The sequence below is a fragment of the Streptomyces sp. NPDC022552 genome (genome assembly GCF_055561875.1).
Genome location: NZ_JBVHGJ010000021.1, coordinates 19573 through 34774, shown reverse-complemented (window position 1 = coordinate 34774; position 15202 = coordinate 19573). Strand labels below are relative to the sequence as shown.

The following is a 15202-nucleotide window of genomic DNA, read 5'->3' as shown; positions in this document are numbered from 1 at the left end:
GGCCTGAGCGAGGACACCGGCCGTTCCAGGAGCATCCCGACACCGCGAGGACCGCCTCCTGATCCACCGGTCAACGTTCCCAGTCGTCGACGCCCGGTCCTGGAGTGACAGCACATGCCCGAACCGACGCACCGCCTTGCCCTGCACCTGCTCGGCCCCCTCCGCATCTGGCGGGGCGACCGGGAACTCACCGTCGGCCCGCCCAAACAGCGGGCCGTCCTCGCGCTCCTCGCCGGCCGGCGCGGCACCGTGGTCAGCCGCGCGCAGATCGTGGACGCCCTCTGGGGCACCGACGCACCGGCCTCGGCCGCCAACGCCGTGCACACCTATGTCGCCGCGCTGCGCCGGACCCTCGAACCGGACCGCGGCAGCCGGGAGTCCGGCGCGTTCATCGTCTCCCGCACCGGCGGCTACGAGCTGCGCGTACCCGCCGACGCCGTCGACTCCACCGTCTTCGTCCGCCGCTACGAGGAGGCACGGCAGCTGGTCTCCTCGGGCGATGCCCCGGCCGCCTTCGAGCGGTTCGAGTCGGCGCTCGGCCTGTGGCACGGCGAGGCACTCAGCGGCATCCCCGGACCGTACGCCGCCCTCGAACGCACCCGGCTGCGCGAGCTGCGGTTCGCCGCGACCGAAGGCTGGATCGCCGGGCTGATCGCCGCCGACCGCCTCGACGCCGCGATCGTCGCCTCCTCCGAGGCCATCGCCCAGGAGCCGCTGCGCGAACGGCTGCGCCACCTCCACATGCTGGCCCTGTCCCGGTGCGGCCGGCAGGCCCACGCCATCCAGGCGTACGACGAGGCACGGACCCTCCTGCGCGAGGAGCTGGGCATCGACCCCGGCCAGGAACTGCGCGAGCTGTACGAGCGGATACTGGCGGGCGAAGTCGCCGCCGGGACCCCCCGCGCGACGGCGACCGCGCCTCAGGCCTCCTCAGCGCCCTGGCCGTCCGTCTCGCCCTGGCCGTCCATCTCGTCCCGGCCGTCCAGGTCGCCCCGCGCCACCCGGCCGGCCCCGCTCCGGACGTACACGCTCAGGCCCTCCCCGCACCGGCCCCCCTCGCTCCTGGCGCCCCGCCCGGAGAGCCCGACCGCGCTCGCACGGCGGAATCCCCTTTCCCCGCACGGCGGCCTCCCGTTGAACCAGCTCCCCGCCACCGCCCGGGTCTTCCTGGGCCGCGAACCGGAACTCCGGCAGGCCGGACAGAAACTCGACCAGGACACCTCGTGCGGAAGTACGGCCCCGATCCTCACCGTCGACGGGCCCGCCGGTGTCGGCAAGACCGCGTTCGCCCTGGAACTCGCCCATGAACACGCCGGCATGTTTCCCGACGGCCAGCTGTACATCGACTTACGGGGTACGGGCGACAGCGGCACCCGTACCGCCTCCGACGCACTCGCCCGGCTCCTCCAGGGGCTCGGTGTCGAACACGACCGTCTGCCCCACGACCTCGAAGGGCGCGCCACCCTCTACCGCACCCTCATGCACGGCAGGCGCATGCTGCTCCTCCTCGACGACGCGGCCGACGCGGACCAGCTGCGCCCGCTCGTCCCGCCCGGCCCCTCGGCCGTGATCGTCACCAGCCGCCGTCTCCAACGCGGCCTCGTCGCCCGCGAGGGCGCCCAGCGCATCGGACTGCGCCCGCTGGACCGGCAGACCGCCGCCGACCTCTTCGTCGCCCTCCTCGGACCCGAGCGGCTGGCCGGGCAGCGGGCCATGGTGGAGCGCCTCGCCGAGTACTGCGGCCGGCTCCCGCTGGGCATCAGGATCGCCGCCGGGACCATGGCCGCCAACCCGCACCTGTGCCCGAAGGAGCTGGCGGAGCGGTACGAGAACCCGTGGACGCGGCTCGACCACCTGAGCGTCGAGGGCGACGGCGAGGCCAGCGTGCGCCACGCGCTGGAGGCCAGCTATCTGTCCCTCTCCCCCGAGACGGCCCGGCTCTTCCGGGCCCTCGGCAGGTCCGGGGCCGGGAGGGGCGGGCCGGCGGACACGATCGGACCCGCGGACGCGGCCGCCTTCACGGACGGCGACCCGACGGCGGCCCGCCGCAGGCTCGACGCCCTGGCCGACGTGGGCCTGCTGGAGCGCAGCGGCTCCGACGCGTACCGCTTCGACGAACTCGTCGGCATCTACGCGTCCGAGCGCGCGGCCGCCGCCGACCGGGCCACCGCCCGCTCGACGCTCCTGCTCACCCCGATCCACGACGACGGGTTCCCGGGCTGCTGCCTCCCGGACGCCCTCGCCCGGCACTGAAGAACGTGAGCCGGACACTCTTCAGTGCTTCTTCAGACCCCCCTGCGCACAATCGCCTGCGTCACCACGACTGTCGCTGTGCAGTAACGGAGGGGCACGACCACGATGACCACGAGCACCAGCCCGGAAAGCGCCTTCGGCAACCTGACCGAGGAGAGCGTCCGGTACAGCCGCTTCTCACAGTTCCGCTCGACCAGCGGACCGTTCATCAAGGACAACCCGTACCACCGTCCCCTGAACCCTGAGCGCATCGCGGGGATCGACTGGAGCACACCCCTCGTCGAGGAGACCTTCGCCTCCGACCGGAGCCTGCTCGCGAACCGCCTGCTGATGAACGTCTACGAGAGCGACGCGCTGTTCCTGCCCGCCGCCGGGCTGCGGAAGTACGAGGACGACTTCAACGCCTTCTACCACTCCGAGAGCCGGCTCTCCGGCGAGCGGATCCGCCCCGAGGCGGAACGGTTCGCCTTCGGCTTCCTCGACGACTCCGTCGGCGTCACGGGCCAGTGGGACGAAGACACCCTCCGCGCCCATCTGCGCCGCTCCGTCGACCTGGCCAACAGCCCCGGCAGCCGCCCGGTCTTCGACGCGATCCGCGCCGCCAAGTCGCCCAGGACCGCCGCCGGCACCCAGATCGTCCAGATGGCGCTGGACGGCCTCACCGAGGCCACCGCCATGTCGCAGAACCTGGGCGGCGCCTTCGGACCGGAGCAGAGCGAACTCTTCAAGATCTTCGTCGACGAGTTCGGCTACGGCGTCTTCCCGGCCAAGCACAGCACGCTGTTCATGGAGCTCTGCTCCAGCGTCGGCATGGCCACCACCTCGCACCACTACTGGTTCTTCTACCTGCCCAGCTCGATCGCGATCAACAACTACTTCTACTGGGCGACCCGCAACCGCACCGGCTTCTTCCGCTACATCGGCGCGATGGCCTTCCTGGAGGCGACCTTCGCCGCCTGGTTCGGCGACCTCACCAAGGTCTTCCGCGACGTGTACGGCAAGGACGTCGACACCCGCTACTGCGACGAGCACGCCCACATCGACCAGCACCACGGCCGGATGGCCATCGACGACCTGCTCATCCCGCTCGCCCTCAAGCACGGCCCCGTCGCCGTCAAGGGCCTGCTCCAGGGCGTCGAGGAGATCCAGCTGCTCGACCGCCTCGCGGGCGCCGACCTGCTCGCCCAGCTCACCTGGGACCCGGCGCTCTCCGACGCCCCGTCGAAGACCGACGCACCGGCCGCCGAGGTTGTGGAGCTCGACAGCGACAGCGCCTTCGACACCCAGGTCGCCCCCGTCGACACCCGTCTGCACGTCCGCGGCGGCGAGGCCCTGCTCTACACGTCCGCCACCGGCGACCCGCTGCGCGTGCCGCAGGGCAAGTCCGTCGTCGTCCCGGCCGGCCGGCTCTACGGTGTCCGGGCCGAGTCCCGTACCCAGCTCGCCACCGGACCGGCCGCGTGAGCGCCCGTACGCAGGGGGCGGCGGCCGCACCCGCACAGTCCCGCGCACGGGCGGAGTTCGACCGCACCGAGCACAACGCGCTCGTCGCCGGCGACGACATCTACTTCGTCATGGAACGCGACAACGCCGTCCACGTCCTGAGCAGCCGCTGCCCGCACCGCGGCGGCCCGCTCCACCTCGGTGACGTCGAGGACGGCAGGCTCCGCTGCCCCTGGCACGGCGGCCTGTTCCCGGTCGACCGGCTCTGTGACCGCTCGCACCCCGCCGTACGCGTCGGACACACCGTCACCGTGTATCTCCCCGCCGGAGATGAGACGCCCGTCCCCATCCACACCATGGTCCGAGCAGGAGTGAACGCGGCATGACCCTCACAGCCACGGAAGACACCCCCCTCGGCCTGGTCGCCCCCCGCCGGCCCGCGGGCGTGGCCGACCCCTGCCAGACCCTGCTCGCGCTCGGCGAGGAGGCCATGGCGCAACGGCAGTACGAGCGCGCCTACGACCTGTTCAGTGCCGCGGCCCGCTGCGACGCCGACGGGGACGGCGATCGCTACCGGCGTCAGATCAACCGCGCCGTCCGCGCCCTCGTCCCCCGCTGGCACTTCGGCATGATGAACGACACCGAGCGCAACCAGGCCTACGCCAAGGCGATCCAGCAGGTCGTCGGTGACGGCCAGCTGGTCCTCGACATCGGCACCGGCGGCGGCCTCCTCGCGCTGCTCGCCGCACGCTCGGGCGCGCAGCGGGTCGTCACCGTCGAGGCCGTCGACGTCGTCGCCGCCACGGCCCGCGAGATCGTCCGGCAGAACGGGCACGACGACGTCGTCACCGTCGTCTCCGGCCTCTCCACCGACCTGCGCGTCGGCGTGGACCTGCCGCGCCGGGCCGACGTCCTGGTCACCGAGATCTTCGACTGCGCGCTGCTCGGCGAGTTCGCCGTACCCGCGCTGAGGCACGCCCGGCGGGAGCTGCTCGCCCCCGGCGCGACCGTCCTGCCCCGCTCCGGCCGCCTCTTCGCCCAGTTCGTGGAGAGCCCCGAGCTGCACTCGCTCAACCACGTCGGCGAGGTCGAGGGCTTCGACTTCAGCCCCTTCGCCTCGCTCACCTCGCTCGAGTACTTCTCCACCACCCTCACCAACTACCGGCACCGCCCGCTCACCGACCCGGTGGAGATCTTCCACTTCGACTTCGCCGAGGACATCGAACCGACCGCACGGCACTTCGACGTCACTCCGCTGGAGAACGGCGCCGCGCATGCCGTCGTGATGTGGTTCGAACTCGACCTGGCCGAGGGCATCACGCTCTCCAACAGCCCTTCGGACACCGGCTCCCACTGGAAACAAGCCATTCAGACCCTTCCGGAGCCCTGGCGGCTGAAGAAGGACTCCCCACTCGGGTTCCGTGCCGCGCATGATGGCCAGCGCGTGCTGGTCGGCCCCGCGAGCAAGGTCCCACACACCCAGGTGAGGTAATGGCAGTCACGAATGAGGGACAGACGTCCGAGGAGCACAAGCCGAGCACCGGCCAACCCGGCTCCACGAAAACCACTCCGGAAGCGTCGAGTTCGGAACTCCACAAGACCCTGACCGTCCCCCGAGGCGTCGGTGTCGCCACCGGAATGATCATCGGGAGCGGCCTCCTCGTCCTGCCGGGCCTCGCCTACGACCAGGTCGGCACCAGCGCCGTGTACGCCTGGCTCTCGGCGGCCGTCGTGGTCCTTCCGCTCCTCGTCGTCTTCGCGCGGCTCGGAGCCCGCTACCCGACCGCCGGAGGCGTCCAGGGCTTCGCCCAGGCCGCGTTCGGCGCGCCCGGCTCCACCGCCGCGGGCGTCATCCTCATCGGCGCCTGCGCGTTCGGCGGGGCGGCGATGGCGATCAGCGGCGGCAACTACGTCGCCGCGCTCCTCGGCAACACCGGAGCCGGCGGCTGGGTGGCCCTCGGCTACCTGGTCGTCATCGGCCTGCTCCAGGCGGCCGGTTCCCGGCTGGCCGGCGGCATCCAGTCGGCCGTCACCATCGGCCTGCTGCTGCTCCTCGCCCTGGTCGCCTTCGCCCCCGCGATGGTGGACTCGGGCTCCCTGCACGGCGACGTGGCCCCGCCGACCGAGTGGCTGGCCGCACTCCCCGCCGTGGGCCTGGTGTTCTTCGCGTTCACCGGCTGGGAGCTGGTCTCGTCCACCGCCGAGGAGTACCGCAACCCGAAGCGGGACTTCCCGCTCGTCATCGGCATCACCTTCGTCGTCGTCGTCGCGCTCTACCTGGGCATCTCCCTCGCCGTCCAGCTCGTCGTCGCACCCGACGACCCGCTGCTCTCCGAGGCGCCCGTGGTCGCCGTCCTGGAGCAGGTCCTCGGCGACGCGAGCGGCCGGATCGCGGCCGCACTGGGCGCGGCGATCATCTTCGCGACCCTGATGGGCGGCACCTGGGCGACCTCCCGGATCGTCTTCGCGACCGCCCGGGACGGCCTGCTGCCGGCCACCCTGGCCCGCGTCGACGCCCGCTCCGGCGCGCCCCGGCCCGCCGTGCTCCTCTCGGTGCTGATGTTCGGCGCCGTGGTGATCGTCGAGGCGTTCGACCTGATCAGCCTGACGATGGTCTTCCAGCTGTCGACGGTGAACTTCGTCATCGGATACGCGATCGCGGTGCTCAGCTACGCCAAGCTGTACACCCGCCCCTCGCAGCGGCTCCTCGCACTGGTCGCCGGGGCACCCGTCGTGGCGATGCTGGCCGGCTTCGGCTGGGTGCTGCTCTACCCGGCGGCCCTGCTGGCCTTCGCGGTCCTGATCCACAGGACCAGACGGCGCGGGGCGCGGACCGAGGCGAACGTCTGACGACGGACGGACGCCACCGCAAGCCGAGAGAACACCGAAGGGCCGGGCCGTCGCCCGGCCCTTCGGCTTGCCACCAGCCGTTTCGCCGTGTTACGTCTCACCCGTCGCCCCCTGATCTCGTACCGGCACACGTTGCGCATGGATTCCCGCACGTCATGTCGTCGTTACCGGCCATTCAGACGCGCTTGCGACGCTCACGCAATGAAGCCCGTCGTGCCCGCGACCACCAACGCGCTCCCCAAAGGGAGACTCCCCGCGCCCACGGCCCGCTCCGACGCGCCCGACCACCCCTTCGCGCGGAAGAATGGGGCCATGAGCAAGCAGCCCGCCGAGGTCCCGGTCCAGCCGTCCGCGAAGAACGCCAAGACGTCTCCCAAGACGCCCGCGAAGCCGTCCGCGAAAAGCACCCGGAACGACGAGCCGACCACGCGGCAGAACCCGCAGCCGACGGTCGGTTCCATAGCCGCGCACCGCCCCCACACCGTCAACGCGGAGCGGGGCTCCGGCCTCGACCCCGACCTGGACGCCGACCTCGACGCGTACGAGGACGACGGCATCGGCGGCGAACTTCCCCAGGGCCGCTTCCTCGACCGGGAGCGCAGCTGGCTCGCGTTCAACGAACGCGTCCTCGAACTGGCCGAGGACCCGAACACCCCCCTCCTCGAACGGGCTAACTTCCTCGCGATCTTCGCGTCGAACCTCGACGAGTTCTTCATGGTGCGCGTCGCCGGCCTCAAGCGCCGCATCGCCACCGGCGTCGCCACCCGCTCCGCCTCCGGACTGCAGCCCCGCGAGGTCCTGGAGCTGATCTGGACCCGCTCGCGCGAACTCATGGCCCGGCACGCCGCCTGCTACCAGCAGGACGTCGCCCCGGCCCTCGCCGACGAGGGCATCCACCTGATCCGCTGGCCCGAGCTGACCGAGAAGGAACAGGCGCGCCTCTTCACCCTGTTCCGGCAGCAGATCTTCCCGGTCCTCACCCCGCTGGCCGTGGACCCCGCGCACCCCTTCCCGTACATCTCCGGCCTCTCCCTGAACCTGGCCGTGGTCGTACGCAACCCGGTCAGCGGCCACCGCCACTTCGCCCGCGTCAAGGTGCCCCCGCTGCTCTCCCGCTTCCTGGAGGCCTCCCCGGAGCGGTACGTCCCGCTGGAGGACGTCATCGCGGCGCACCTGGAGGAGCTCTTCCCCGGCATGGAGGTCCTGGCCCACCACATGTTCCGGGTGACCCGGAACGAGGACCTGGAGGTCGAGGAGGACGACGCCGAGAACCTGCTCCAGGCCCTGGAGAAGGAACTGCTGCGCCGCCGGTTCGGCCCGCCGGTCCGCCTCGAGGTCGAGGAGTCCATCGACCCGTACGTCCTCGATCTGCTCGTCCGCGAGCTGAAGGTCTCCGACGCCGAGGTCTACCCGCTGCCCGGCCCGCTCGACCTCACCGGCCTCTTCGGGATCGCCTCCCTCGACCGGCCCGAGCTGAAGTACCCCAAGTTCGTCGCCGGCACCCACCGGGACCTCGCCGAGGTCGAGTCGGCCTCCGCGCCCGACATCTTCATGGCCCTGCGCGAACGGGACGTGCTGCTGCACCACCCGTACGACTCGTTCTCCACCTCCGTCCAGGCCTTCCTGGAACAGGCCGCGGCCGACCCGGACGTCCTCGCGATCAAGCAGACGCTCTACCGGACCTCCGGCAAGTCCCCGATCGTCGACGCGCTGATCGACGCCGCCGAGAGCGGCAAGCAGGTCCTCGTCCTCGTCGAGATCAAGGCCCGCTTCGACGAGCAGGCCAACATCAAGTGGGCGCGCAAGCTGGAGGAGGCCGGCTGCCACGTCGTCTACGGCCTCGTCGGCCTGAAGACGCACTGCAAGCTGTCGCTCGTGGTCCGGCAGGAGGGCGACGTCCTGCGCCGGTACTCGCACGTCGGCACCGGCAACTACCACCCCAAGACGGCCCGTCTCTACGAGGACCTCGGCCTGCTCACCGCCGACCCGCAGGTCGGCGCGGACCTCTCCGACCTGTTCAACCGGCTCTCCGGCTACTCCCGCCGCGAGACCTACCGCCGGCTCCTCACCGCCCCGAAGTCCCTGCGGGACGGGCTGGTCTCCCGGATTCACCAGGAGATCGCCCACCACCGCGCCGGACGCCCGGCCTACGTCCGGATCAAGGTCAACTCGATGGTCGACGAGGCCGTCATCGACGCCTGCTACCGGGCCTCGCAGGCGGGCGTCCCGGTCGACATCTGGGTCCGCGGCATCTGCGCGATCCGCCCGGGCGTCGCCGGGCTCTCCGAGAACATCCGGGTCCGCTCGATCCTCGGCCGCTTCCTCGAACACTCCCGGGTCTTCGCCTTCGGCAACGGCGGCGAACCCGAGGTCTGGCTGGGCAGCGCCGACATGATGCACCGGAACCTCGACCGGCGTATCGAGGCCCTGGTACGGGTCTCCGACCCCGCCCACCGAGCGGCCCTGAGCCGGCTCCTGGAGACCGGAATGTCCGACACCACCTCCTCCTGGCACCTGGGCCCGGACGGGAACTGGACGCGGCACGCGACCGACGCCGACGGCCAGCCCCTGCGGCATGTGCAGGAGATGCTCATCGACGCGCGGAGGCGCCGGCGTGCACAACCCTGACCCCCTTTCCGCCACCGCGGGCGTCACGGCGGGAGAGATCCTCTCCCCCTACCTCCAGGCGCGGGCCGGAGACTTCCTGCGCGCCCTGCGCCTGCACACGGAGAGCGGCGCGGACACCGCCGGCGCGGAGGAGGCCGCCCGGTCCCTGCGCGCCGCCGCCCGCCGCATCGGCGGAACGCTGCACACCTTCCGCCCGCTCCTCGACGCCCCCTGGGCCGACCAGCTGCGCACGGAGCTGGCCTGGCTCTCCGGGACGCTCGCCCTGGAGCACGCCTGCACCGCCCGGCTCATCCGGCTCGTGGACGCGCTGTCCCGCCTGTCGAACGGCGGGCACGGCGCCGGCGGGCCGGGCTCCGGGGGCCCCGTGCCCGCGGCGCGCGGCGCCGACAGCGCCGGTCTCACGGTCGGCGCCGCCCGGGCCGGCGCCCTGCTCGAACGCCAGCTCACCCTGGCCCGTACGCGCGCCCACTCGGCCGCCCTCCAGGCGCTGGGCTCCTCCCGCTTCCACGCGGTCGCGGACGCGGTCGCGCTCCTCGCCTCCGAGGTACCGCTCGGGCCCGCGGGGGCGGCCCAGGCGATCGAGGTCCTCGACGCCCCGGCCGCGGTCGTCGAGCGCCGCCTGCTGGACGCGGTCTCCGTCCTGCCGCTGGCCCGCGCGGCCCATCCGTACAACGCCGAAGCACTCGGCCTCGCGGCCGGCGAGGCCCAGGACGCGCCCTGGCACCAGACCCGGCTGCTGCTGCGACTGCACCGGTACGCCTGCGAGGTCCTGCACGGCGACACCACCCGCGACCCGGTCCTCGACGAGGCCGGCCGGGCGCTGAACCGCCACCGCGACGCCTCCGAGGCGGCCGCGGCGGCCTCGGCGGCAGCCCGCACCCCCCGTATCGCCCCGGCCACCGCGTACGCGCTGGGGGTCCTCCACGCGGACCAGCGCCACGAGGTCGAAGCCTCCCGCTTCGCCTTCCAGCGCGCCTGGCAGCACACCACGGCCCCCGTCCCGTGATCCGGGCGGCGGGGTGCGTCCTGTGGCGCCGCGCTCGCTCGGGCCGGGGCATCGAGATCGCCCTGGTCCACCGCCCCAAGTACGACGACTGGTCGCATCCGAAGGGGAAGCTGAAGCGCGGCGAGTCCGTCGAGGAGTGCGCGCTGCGGGAGGTACGGGAGGAGACGGGCCAGTCCTGCGTCCTGGGCGACCGCCTCCCGTCGGCCCGCTACTGGGCGAACGGGCAGCCGAAGGAGGTCACGTACTGGTCGGCCCGCGCCCTCGGCGGCACGTTCACCCCGTCGAAGGAGGTCGACCGCGTGGAGTGGCTGCCGCCGGCGGACGCCCGGGCCCGCCTCACCCAGCCCAGGGACAGAGAGCTCCTGGACGCACTCGTGGCCTGAAACCGCCCCTCGGCCCGCCCCGCCCTGACGAGCGGCACCGCACCGCGCCTTCCGGCACGGTTCACTTTCCGTTCACCCACCCCCGTCGACCGCTTCACCTGTTCTGCCTAATTTCGGTCGTACAAGGTGCAGAGGCACAGCGCTGCACCCGCTACCCCGACACACGCCGCCGTACAACGTTCAGGACATCCGGTCCGCGGCTGGCGGCTTCTGGAAGGAACACCCGAAAGTGAAGCTTTCGCGCATGAACGGGCTTCGCGCCTCTGCGATCGGTGCCCTCGTCGTTTCCGGCGCCCTCGTCCTCTCGGCGTGTGGCTCGGACAACAACACCGGTACCCCCGCGGACGGCGACAAGACCTCGGCCGCCGCGTCGAACATCAAGTGCGACGGCGCCAAGGGCCAGCTCCTCGCCGCGGGCTCGTCCGCGCAGAAGAACGCCATGGACCTGTGGGTCAAGAACTTCCAGGCCGCCTGCTCCGGCGTCGAGGTGAACTACCAGGCCATCGGCTCCGGCGGCGGTATCACCAAGTTCAACCAGGGCCAGGTCGCCTTCGCGGGCTCCGACTCCGCCCTGAAGGAGGAAGAGGTCGCCGAGTCGGCGAAGATCTGCAAGACCGGCAAGGGCATCAACCTCCCGATGGTCGGTGGCCCCGTCGCCATCGGCTACAAGCTGGACGGCGTGGACAACCTGGTCCTGGACGCCTCCACGATCGCCAAGATCTTCAACACCGACATCAAGAAGTGGAACGACCCGGCGATCGCCAAGCTGAACCCGGGCGTCAAGCTGCCGGACACCAACATCCAGGCGTTCCACCGCTCCGACGAGTCGGGTACCACCCAGAACCTGGGCAAGTACCTCTCCGAGGCCGCCGCCGCCGACTGGAAGCACGACCCGAAGACGAAGTCGTGGCCCGCCCCGGGTGGCCAGGCCGCCAACGGCTCCTCCGGTGTCGCCACCGCGGTCAAGGACGCCGAGGGCTCCATCGGCTACTTCGAGCTCTCCTACGCCACGGCCAACAAGATCTCCACCGTCAAGCTGAACACCGGCGCCTCCGCCCCGGTCGAGGCCACCCCGGAGAACGCCTCCAAGGCCATCGCCGCCGCGAAGGTCAAGGGCACCGGCTCCGACATGGCCCTCTCCCTCGACTACGCCACCAAGGCCGAGGGCGCCTACCCGCTGATCCTCGTCACCTACGAGATCGCCTGCGACAAGGGCAACAAGGCGGAGACCCTGCCGACCCTGAAGGCGTTCCTCAACTACACCGTCAGCGAGGAGGGCCAGAAGGTCCTCTCCGACGCCGGCTACGCCCCGCTCCCGGCCGACATCGCGACCAAGGTCCGCGAGATCGTCCCGACCCTGTCCTGATCCCCGGCCGGGTCCGGTCCGTCGCCCAGCGTGACGGACCGGCCCCGGCATCCGGTGCACCGCCGCCAGGAGCCGTACGCAGTACGTCTCCGCAGACCGGAGAGACCGATGGTTACGACAACCACACCACCCATACGAAACAGCCGGCGTGCGAAGAGCGCGTCCCGCCCGGGCGACCGGGTCTTCCTCGGACTGTCCCGGGGATCCGGCATCACCCTCCTGGTGATCATGGCCGCCATCGCCGGCTTCCTCACCTACCGCGCCGTCCTCGCGGTCTCCAAGGACTCCACGAACTTCTTCACCACCTTCGAGTGGAACCCCGCGGGCGACCCGCCGGTCTTCGGCATCGCGGTCCTCGCCTTCGGCACGGTCGTCTCGTCGATCATCGCCATGGTCATCGCCGTGCCGGTCGCGATCGGCATCGCGCTGTTCATCTCGCACTACGCCCCGCGCAAGCTGGCCAAGCCGCTCGCGTACGTGGTCGACCTGCTCGCCGCCGTGCCCAGCATCATCTACGGCCTCTGGGGCGCGATCTTCCTGGTCCCGTACCTGGCCGGCCTGAACCTCTGGCTCGACCAGTACCTGGGCTGGACGTACATCTTCGACAAGTCCAGCGACGGCGTCGCCCGCTCCCTCTTCACCGTGGGCATCCTCCTGGCGATCATGATCCTGCCGATCATCACCAACGTGACCCGCGAGGTCTTCCTCCAGGTCCCGAAGATGCACGAAGAGGCCGCCCTCGCCCTCGGCGCCACGCGCTGGGAGGTCATCCGGATGTCGGTCCTCCCCTTCGGGCGCTCGGGCATCATCTCCGCCTCGATGCTCGGCCTCGGCCGCGCGCTCGGCGAGACGATGGCCGTGGCCGTCGTCCTCTCCCCCAGCTTCCTCATCTCGGGTCACCTGCTCGACCCGGGCGGCGGCACCTTCGCCCAGAACATCGCCGCGAAGTTCAACGAGGCCAACGAGTTCGGCCGTGACGCGCTGATCGCCTCCGGCCTGGTCCTCTTCGTCATCACCCTGCTGGTCAACGGCGCGGCCCGATGGATCATCGCCCGCCGCAAGGAGTACTCGGGGGCCAACGCATGAGCCACCACGCCATACAGGATCGGCCGCCCGTGAAGAGCGCCGTCAAGCACGACCCGCTCCAGCACGCCCGGCTCCCCCGCTGGACCCCGTTCGCCACCGCCATAGGGTCGATCGCCGCCGCTGTCGGCCTCGGTCTCGCGGCCGGCTGGCACAGCCGCATCCAGTGGGGCCTGATCGCCGCACTGTTCTTCGTCCTCGGGACGTACGCGATCACCACCAAGGTCGAAGGCAGCCGCCAGGCCAAGGACCGGGTCGCGACCAGCCTCGTCTGGGTCTGCTTCATCCTGGCCGTCATCCCGCTGCTCTCCCTCGCCTGGGTCACGATCAGCAAGGGCATGGAAGTCCTCGACCCGTACTTCCTCTCGCACTCGATGAACGGCGTCCTCGACGCCGAGGCGGGCGGCGGTGTCTACCACGCGCTGCTCGGCACGATCGAGCAGGTCCTCATCGCGACCCTGATCGCCGCGCCGATCGGCCTGCTGACCGCGGTCTACCTCGTCGAGTACGGCGGCGGAAAGCTCGCCCAGGCCGTCACCTTCTTCGTCGACGTCATGACGGGCATCCCGTCGATCGTCGCGGGTCTGTTCATCCTCGCCACCTGGAATCTGATGCTGGGCTTCGGGCCCTCCGGATTCGCCGGCGCGATGGCCCTCGCGATCCTGATGATGCCGGTCGTCGTCCGCTCCACCGAAGAGATGCTCAAGCTCGTCCCCAACGAGCTGCGCGAGGCCTCCCTCGCACTCGGCATCCCGAAGTGGCGCACGATCCTGAAGGTGGTCCTGCCCACCGCGATCGGCGGCATCACCACGGGCGTCATGCTCGCGGTGGCCCGCATCACCGGTGAGACGGCCCCGATCCTGCTCCTCGTGTTCGGTACGAAGCTGATCAACCCGAACCCCTTCGAAGGCGCCCAGTCCTCGCTGCCGCTCTACGTGTACGAGCAGTACGCGGTCGGCACCGACGCCGCCGTGGCCCGCGCCTGGGCCGCCGCGCTCGTCCTGATCGCCTTCGTCATGATCCTCAACCTGGTGGCCCGCGGCATCGCCCGCTGGAAGGCCCCCAAGACCAGCCGCTGACGCGGCGACCCTGGAAGTGAATTGATATGGCCAAGCGAATCGACGTCAGCGGCCTCTCCGCGTACTACGGCGCCCACAAGGCGATCGACGACATCTCCATGACGGTCGAGCCCCGCTCGGTGACGGCCTTCATCGGCCCCTCCGGCTGCGGCAAGTCCACGTTCCTGCGCACCCTGAACCGTATGCACGAGGTCACCCCCGGTGGCCGCGTCGAGGGCAAGGTCCTCCTGGACGACCAGGACCTGTACGGCGCCGGTGTCGACCCGGTCGCCGTGCGCCGCACGGTCGGCATGGTGTTCCAGCGTCCGAACCCCTTCCCCACCATGTCGATCTTCGACAACGTGGCGGCGGGTCTGCGGCTGAACGGCTCGTACAAGAAGTCCCAGCTCAACGACATCGTCGAGCGTTCCCTCAAGGGCGCGAACCTCTGGAACGAGGTCAAGGACCGCCTGAACAAGCCGGGCTCCGGCCTCTCCGGCGGTCAGCAGCAGCGACTGTGCATCGCCCGCGCCATCGCGGTCGAGCCCGACGTCCTGCTGATGGACGAGCCCTGCTCGGCCCTCGACCCGATCTCGACGCTCGCGATCGAGGACCTGATCGGCGAGCTGAAGGAGCGCTTCACGATCGTCATCGTGACGCACAACATGCAGCAGGCCGCCCGTGTCTCGGACCGCACGGCGTTCTTCAACCTGGCGGCCGTGGGCCAGCCGGGCAAGCTGATCGAGCTGGACGACACCGAGCGCATCTTCTCCAACCCGAGCGTCCAGGCGACCGAGGACTACATCTCCGGCCGCTTCGGATAGCCCACAGACCATGCGGCCCAGCCGCGTGGCGTCCTGCGGTGCTGCATGGCGGTGCCACCGCAGACGAAAGGGCCCGGCTCCCCTACAGGGGAGCCGGGCCCGACCATTTCCGTGACGTTCCTCCGGGAGGGGGCACAACCCCGGGGGCCTGTGCCCGTTCAGGACCGCCCACCCCAGGGCCCGTACCCCAGCCGTTCCGGCCCTCAGCCGAAGAACAGCTGCACCACGTAGAAACTCAGCGCCGCGACGATCGCCGCCGCCGGCATCGTGATACCGCATCCCCCGGGGGATAACCCCCGGACCCCCAG

The 15202-nt window shown here is 71.1% G+C and carries 12 protein-coding genes; all 12 read left to right on the top strand.

The window, feature by feature from the left end; genetic code table 11:
- The first annotated feature begins 114 nt into the window (after positions 1-114).
- A complete protein-coding gene (locus ACZ3OF_RS34250) occupies positions 115-2253 on the top strand; it encodes an AfsR/SARP family transcriptional regulator (protein WP_361676362.1) in 2139 nt (712 codons plus the stop codon).
- Positions 2254-2358: 105 nt separating this feature from the next.
- Positions 2359-3717 carry an iron-containing redox enzyme family protein gene (locus tag ACZ3OF_RS34245; protein ID WP_361676359.1) on the top strand — a complete coding sequence of 453 codons (1359 nt, stop codon included), beginning with the start codon at positions 2359-2361 and terminating at the stop codon, positions 3715-3717.
- Positions 3714-4082, top strand: coding sequence for a Rieske (2Fe-2S) protein (locus tag ACZ3OF_RS34240; RefSeq protein WP_361676356.1), 369 nt, complete (start codon positions 3714-3716; stop codon positions 4080-4082). Before ACZ3OF_RS34245 ends, ACZ3OF_RS34240 begins: the two co-directional genes overlap by 4 nt.
- On the top strand, positions 4079-5188 hold the full coding sequence (locus ACZ3OF_RS34235; RefSeq protein ID WP_467308729.1) for a 50S ribosomal protein L11 methyltransferase: 1110 nt from the start codon (positions 4079-4081) through the stop codon (positions 5186-5188). The genes ACZ3OF_RS34240 and ACZ3OF_RS34235 overlap by 4 nt, the downstream gene beginning before the upstream one ends.
- On the top strand, positions 5188-6546 hold the full coding sequence (locus tag ACZ3OF_RS34230) for an APC family permease (protein ID WP_361676350.1): 1359 nt from the start codon (positions 5188-5190) through the stop codon (positions 6544-6546). The genes ACZ3OF_RS34235 and ACZ3OF_RS34230 overlap by 1 nt, the downstream gene beginning before the upstream one ends.
- A 312-nt stretch (positions 6547-6858) precedes the next feature.
- Positions 6859-9174 (top strand): RNA degradosome polyphosphate kinase, encoded by a 2316-nt coding sequence (locus tag ACZ3OF_RS34225; protein WP_361676348.1) that lies wholly within the window; start codon positions 6859-6861, stop codon positions 9172-9174.
- Positions 9161-10180 carry a CHAD domain-containing protein gene (locus tag ACZ3OF_RS34220; protein WP_361676345.1) on the top strand — a complete coding sequence of 340 codons (1020 nt, stop codon included), beginning with the start codon at positions 9161-9163 and terminating at the stop codon, positions 10178-10180. The genes ACZ3OF_RS34225 and ACZ3OF_RS34220 overlap by 14 nt, the downstream gene beginning before the upstream one ends.
- Positions 10177-10563: an NUDIX hydrolase gene (locus ACZ3OF_RS34215; protein ID WP_361676342.1), complete on the top strand. Its 387-nt coding sequence runs from the start codon at positions 10177-10179 to the stop codon at positions 10561-10563. The genes ACZ3OF_RS34220 and ACZ3OF_RS34215 overlap by 4 nt, the downstream gene beginning before the upstream one ends.
- A gap of 229 nt (positions 10564-10792) precedes the next feature.
- Positions 10793-11929 (top strand): phosphate ABC transporter substrate-binding protein PstS, encoded by a 1137-nt coding sequence (gene pstS / locus ACZ3OF_RS34210; protein WP_361676339.1) that lies wholly within the window; start codon positions 10793-10795, stop codon positions 11927-11929.
- Between the two features lie 108 nt (positions 11930-12037).
- Entirely contained in the window at positions 12038-13015 is a 978-nt protein-coding gene (gene pstC / locus ACZ3OF_RS34205) for a phosphate ABC transporter permease subunit PstC (RefSeq protein WP_361436768.1), read from the top strand.
- Entirely contained in the window at positions 13012-14091 is a 1080-nt protein-coding gene (pstA, locus tag ACZ3OF_RS34200; RefSeq protein ID WP_361676336.1) for a phosphate ABC transporter permease PstA, read from the top strand. Before pstC ends, pstA begins: the two co-directional genes overlap by 4 nt.
- A gap of 26 nt (positions 14092-14117) precedes the next feature.
- On the top strand, positions 14118-14894 hold the full coding sequence (pstB, locus tag ACZ3OF_RS34195) for a phosphate ABC transporter ATP-binding protein PstB (protein WP_352191341.1): 777 nt from the start codon (positions 14118-14120) through the stop codon (positions 14892-14894).
- Positions 14895-15202 lie beyond the last annotated feature (308 nt).

Excerpts from the sequence above, each read along its gene's own strand:
- ACZ3OF_RS34235 (WP_467308729.1), top strand. The coding sequence starts at position 4,079 with ATGACCCTCACAGCCACGGAAGACACCCCCCTCGGCCTGGTCGCCCCC.
- pstA (WP_361676336.1), top strand. The coding sequence starts at position 13,012 with ATGAGCCACCACGCCATACAGGATCGGCCGCCCGTGAAGAGCGCCGTC.
- ACZ3OF_RS34245 (WP_361676359.1), top strand. The coding sequence starts at position 2,359 with ATGACCACGAGCACCAGCCCGGAAAGCGCCTTCGGCAACCTGACCGAG.
- ACZ3OF_RS34225 (WP_361676348.1), top strand. The coding sequence starts at position 6,859 with ATGAGCAAGCAGCCCGCCGAGGTCCCGGTCCAGCCGTCCGCGAAGAAC.
- pstC (WP_361436768.1), top strand. The coding sequence starts at position 12,038 with ATGGTTACGACAACCACACCACCCATACGAAACAGCCGGCGTGCGAAG.
- ACZ3OF_RS34250 (WP_361676362.1), top strand. The coding sequence starts at position 115 with ATGCCCGAACCGACGCACCGCCTTGCCCTGCACCTGCTCGGCCCCCTC.
- ACZ3OF_RS34230 (WP_361676350.1), top strand. The coding sequence starts at position 5,188 with ATGGCAGTCACGAATGAGGGACAGACGTCCGAGGAGCACAAGCCGAGC.
- pstB (WP_352191341.1), top strand. The coding sequence starts at position 14,118 with ATGGCCAAGCGAATCGACGTCAGCGGCCTCTCCGCGTACTACGGCGCC.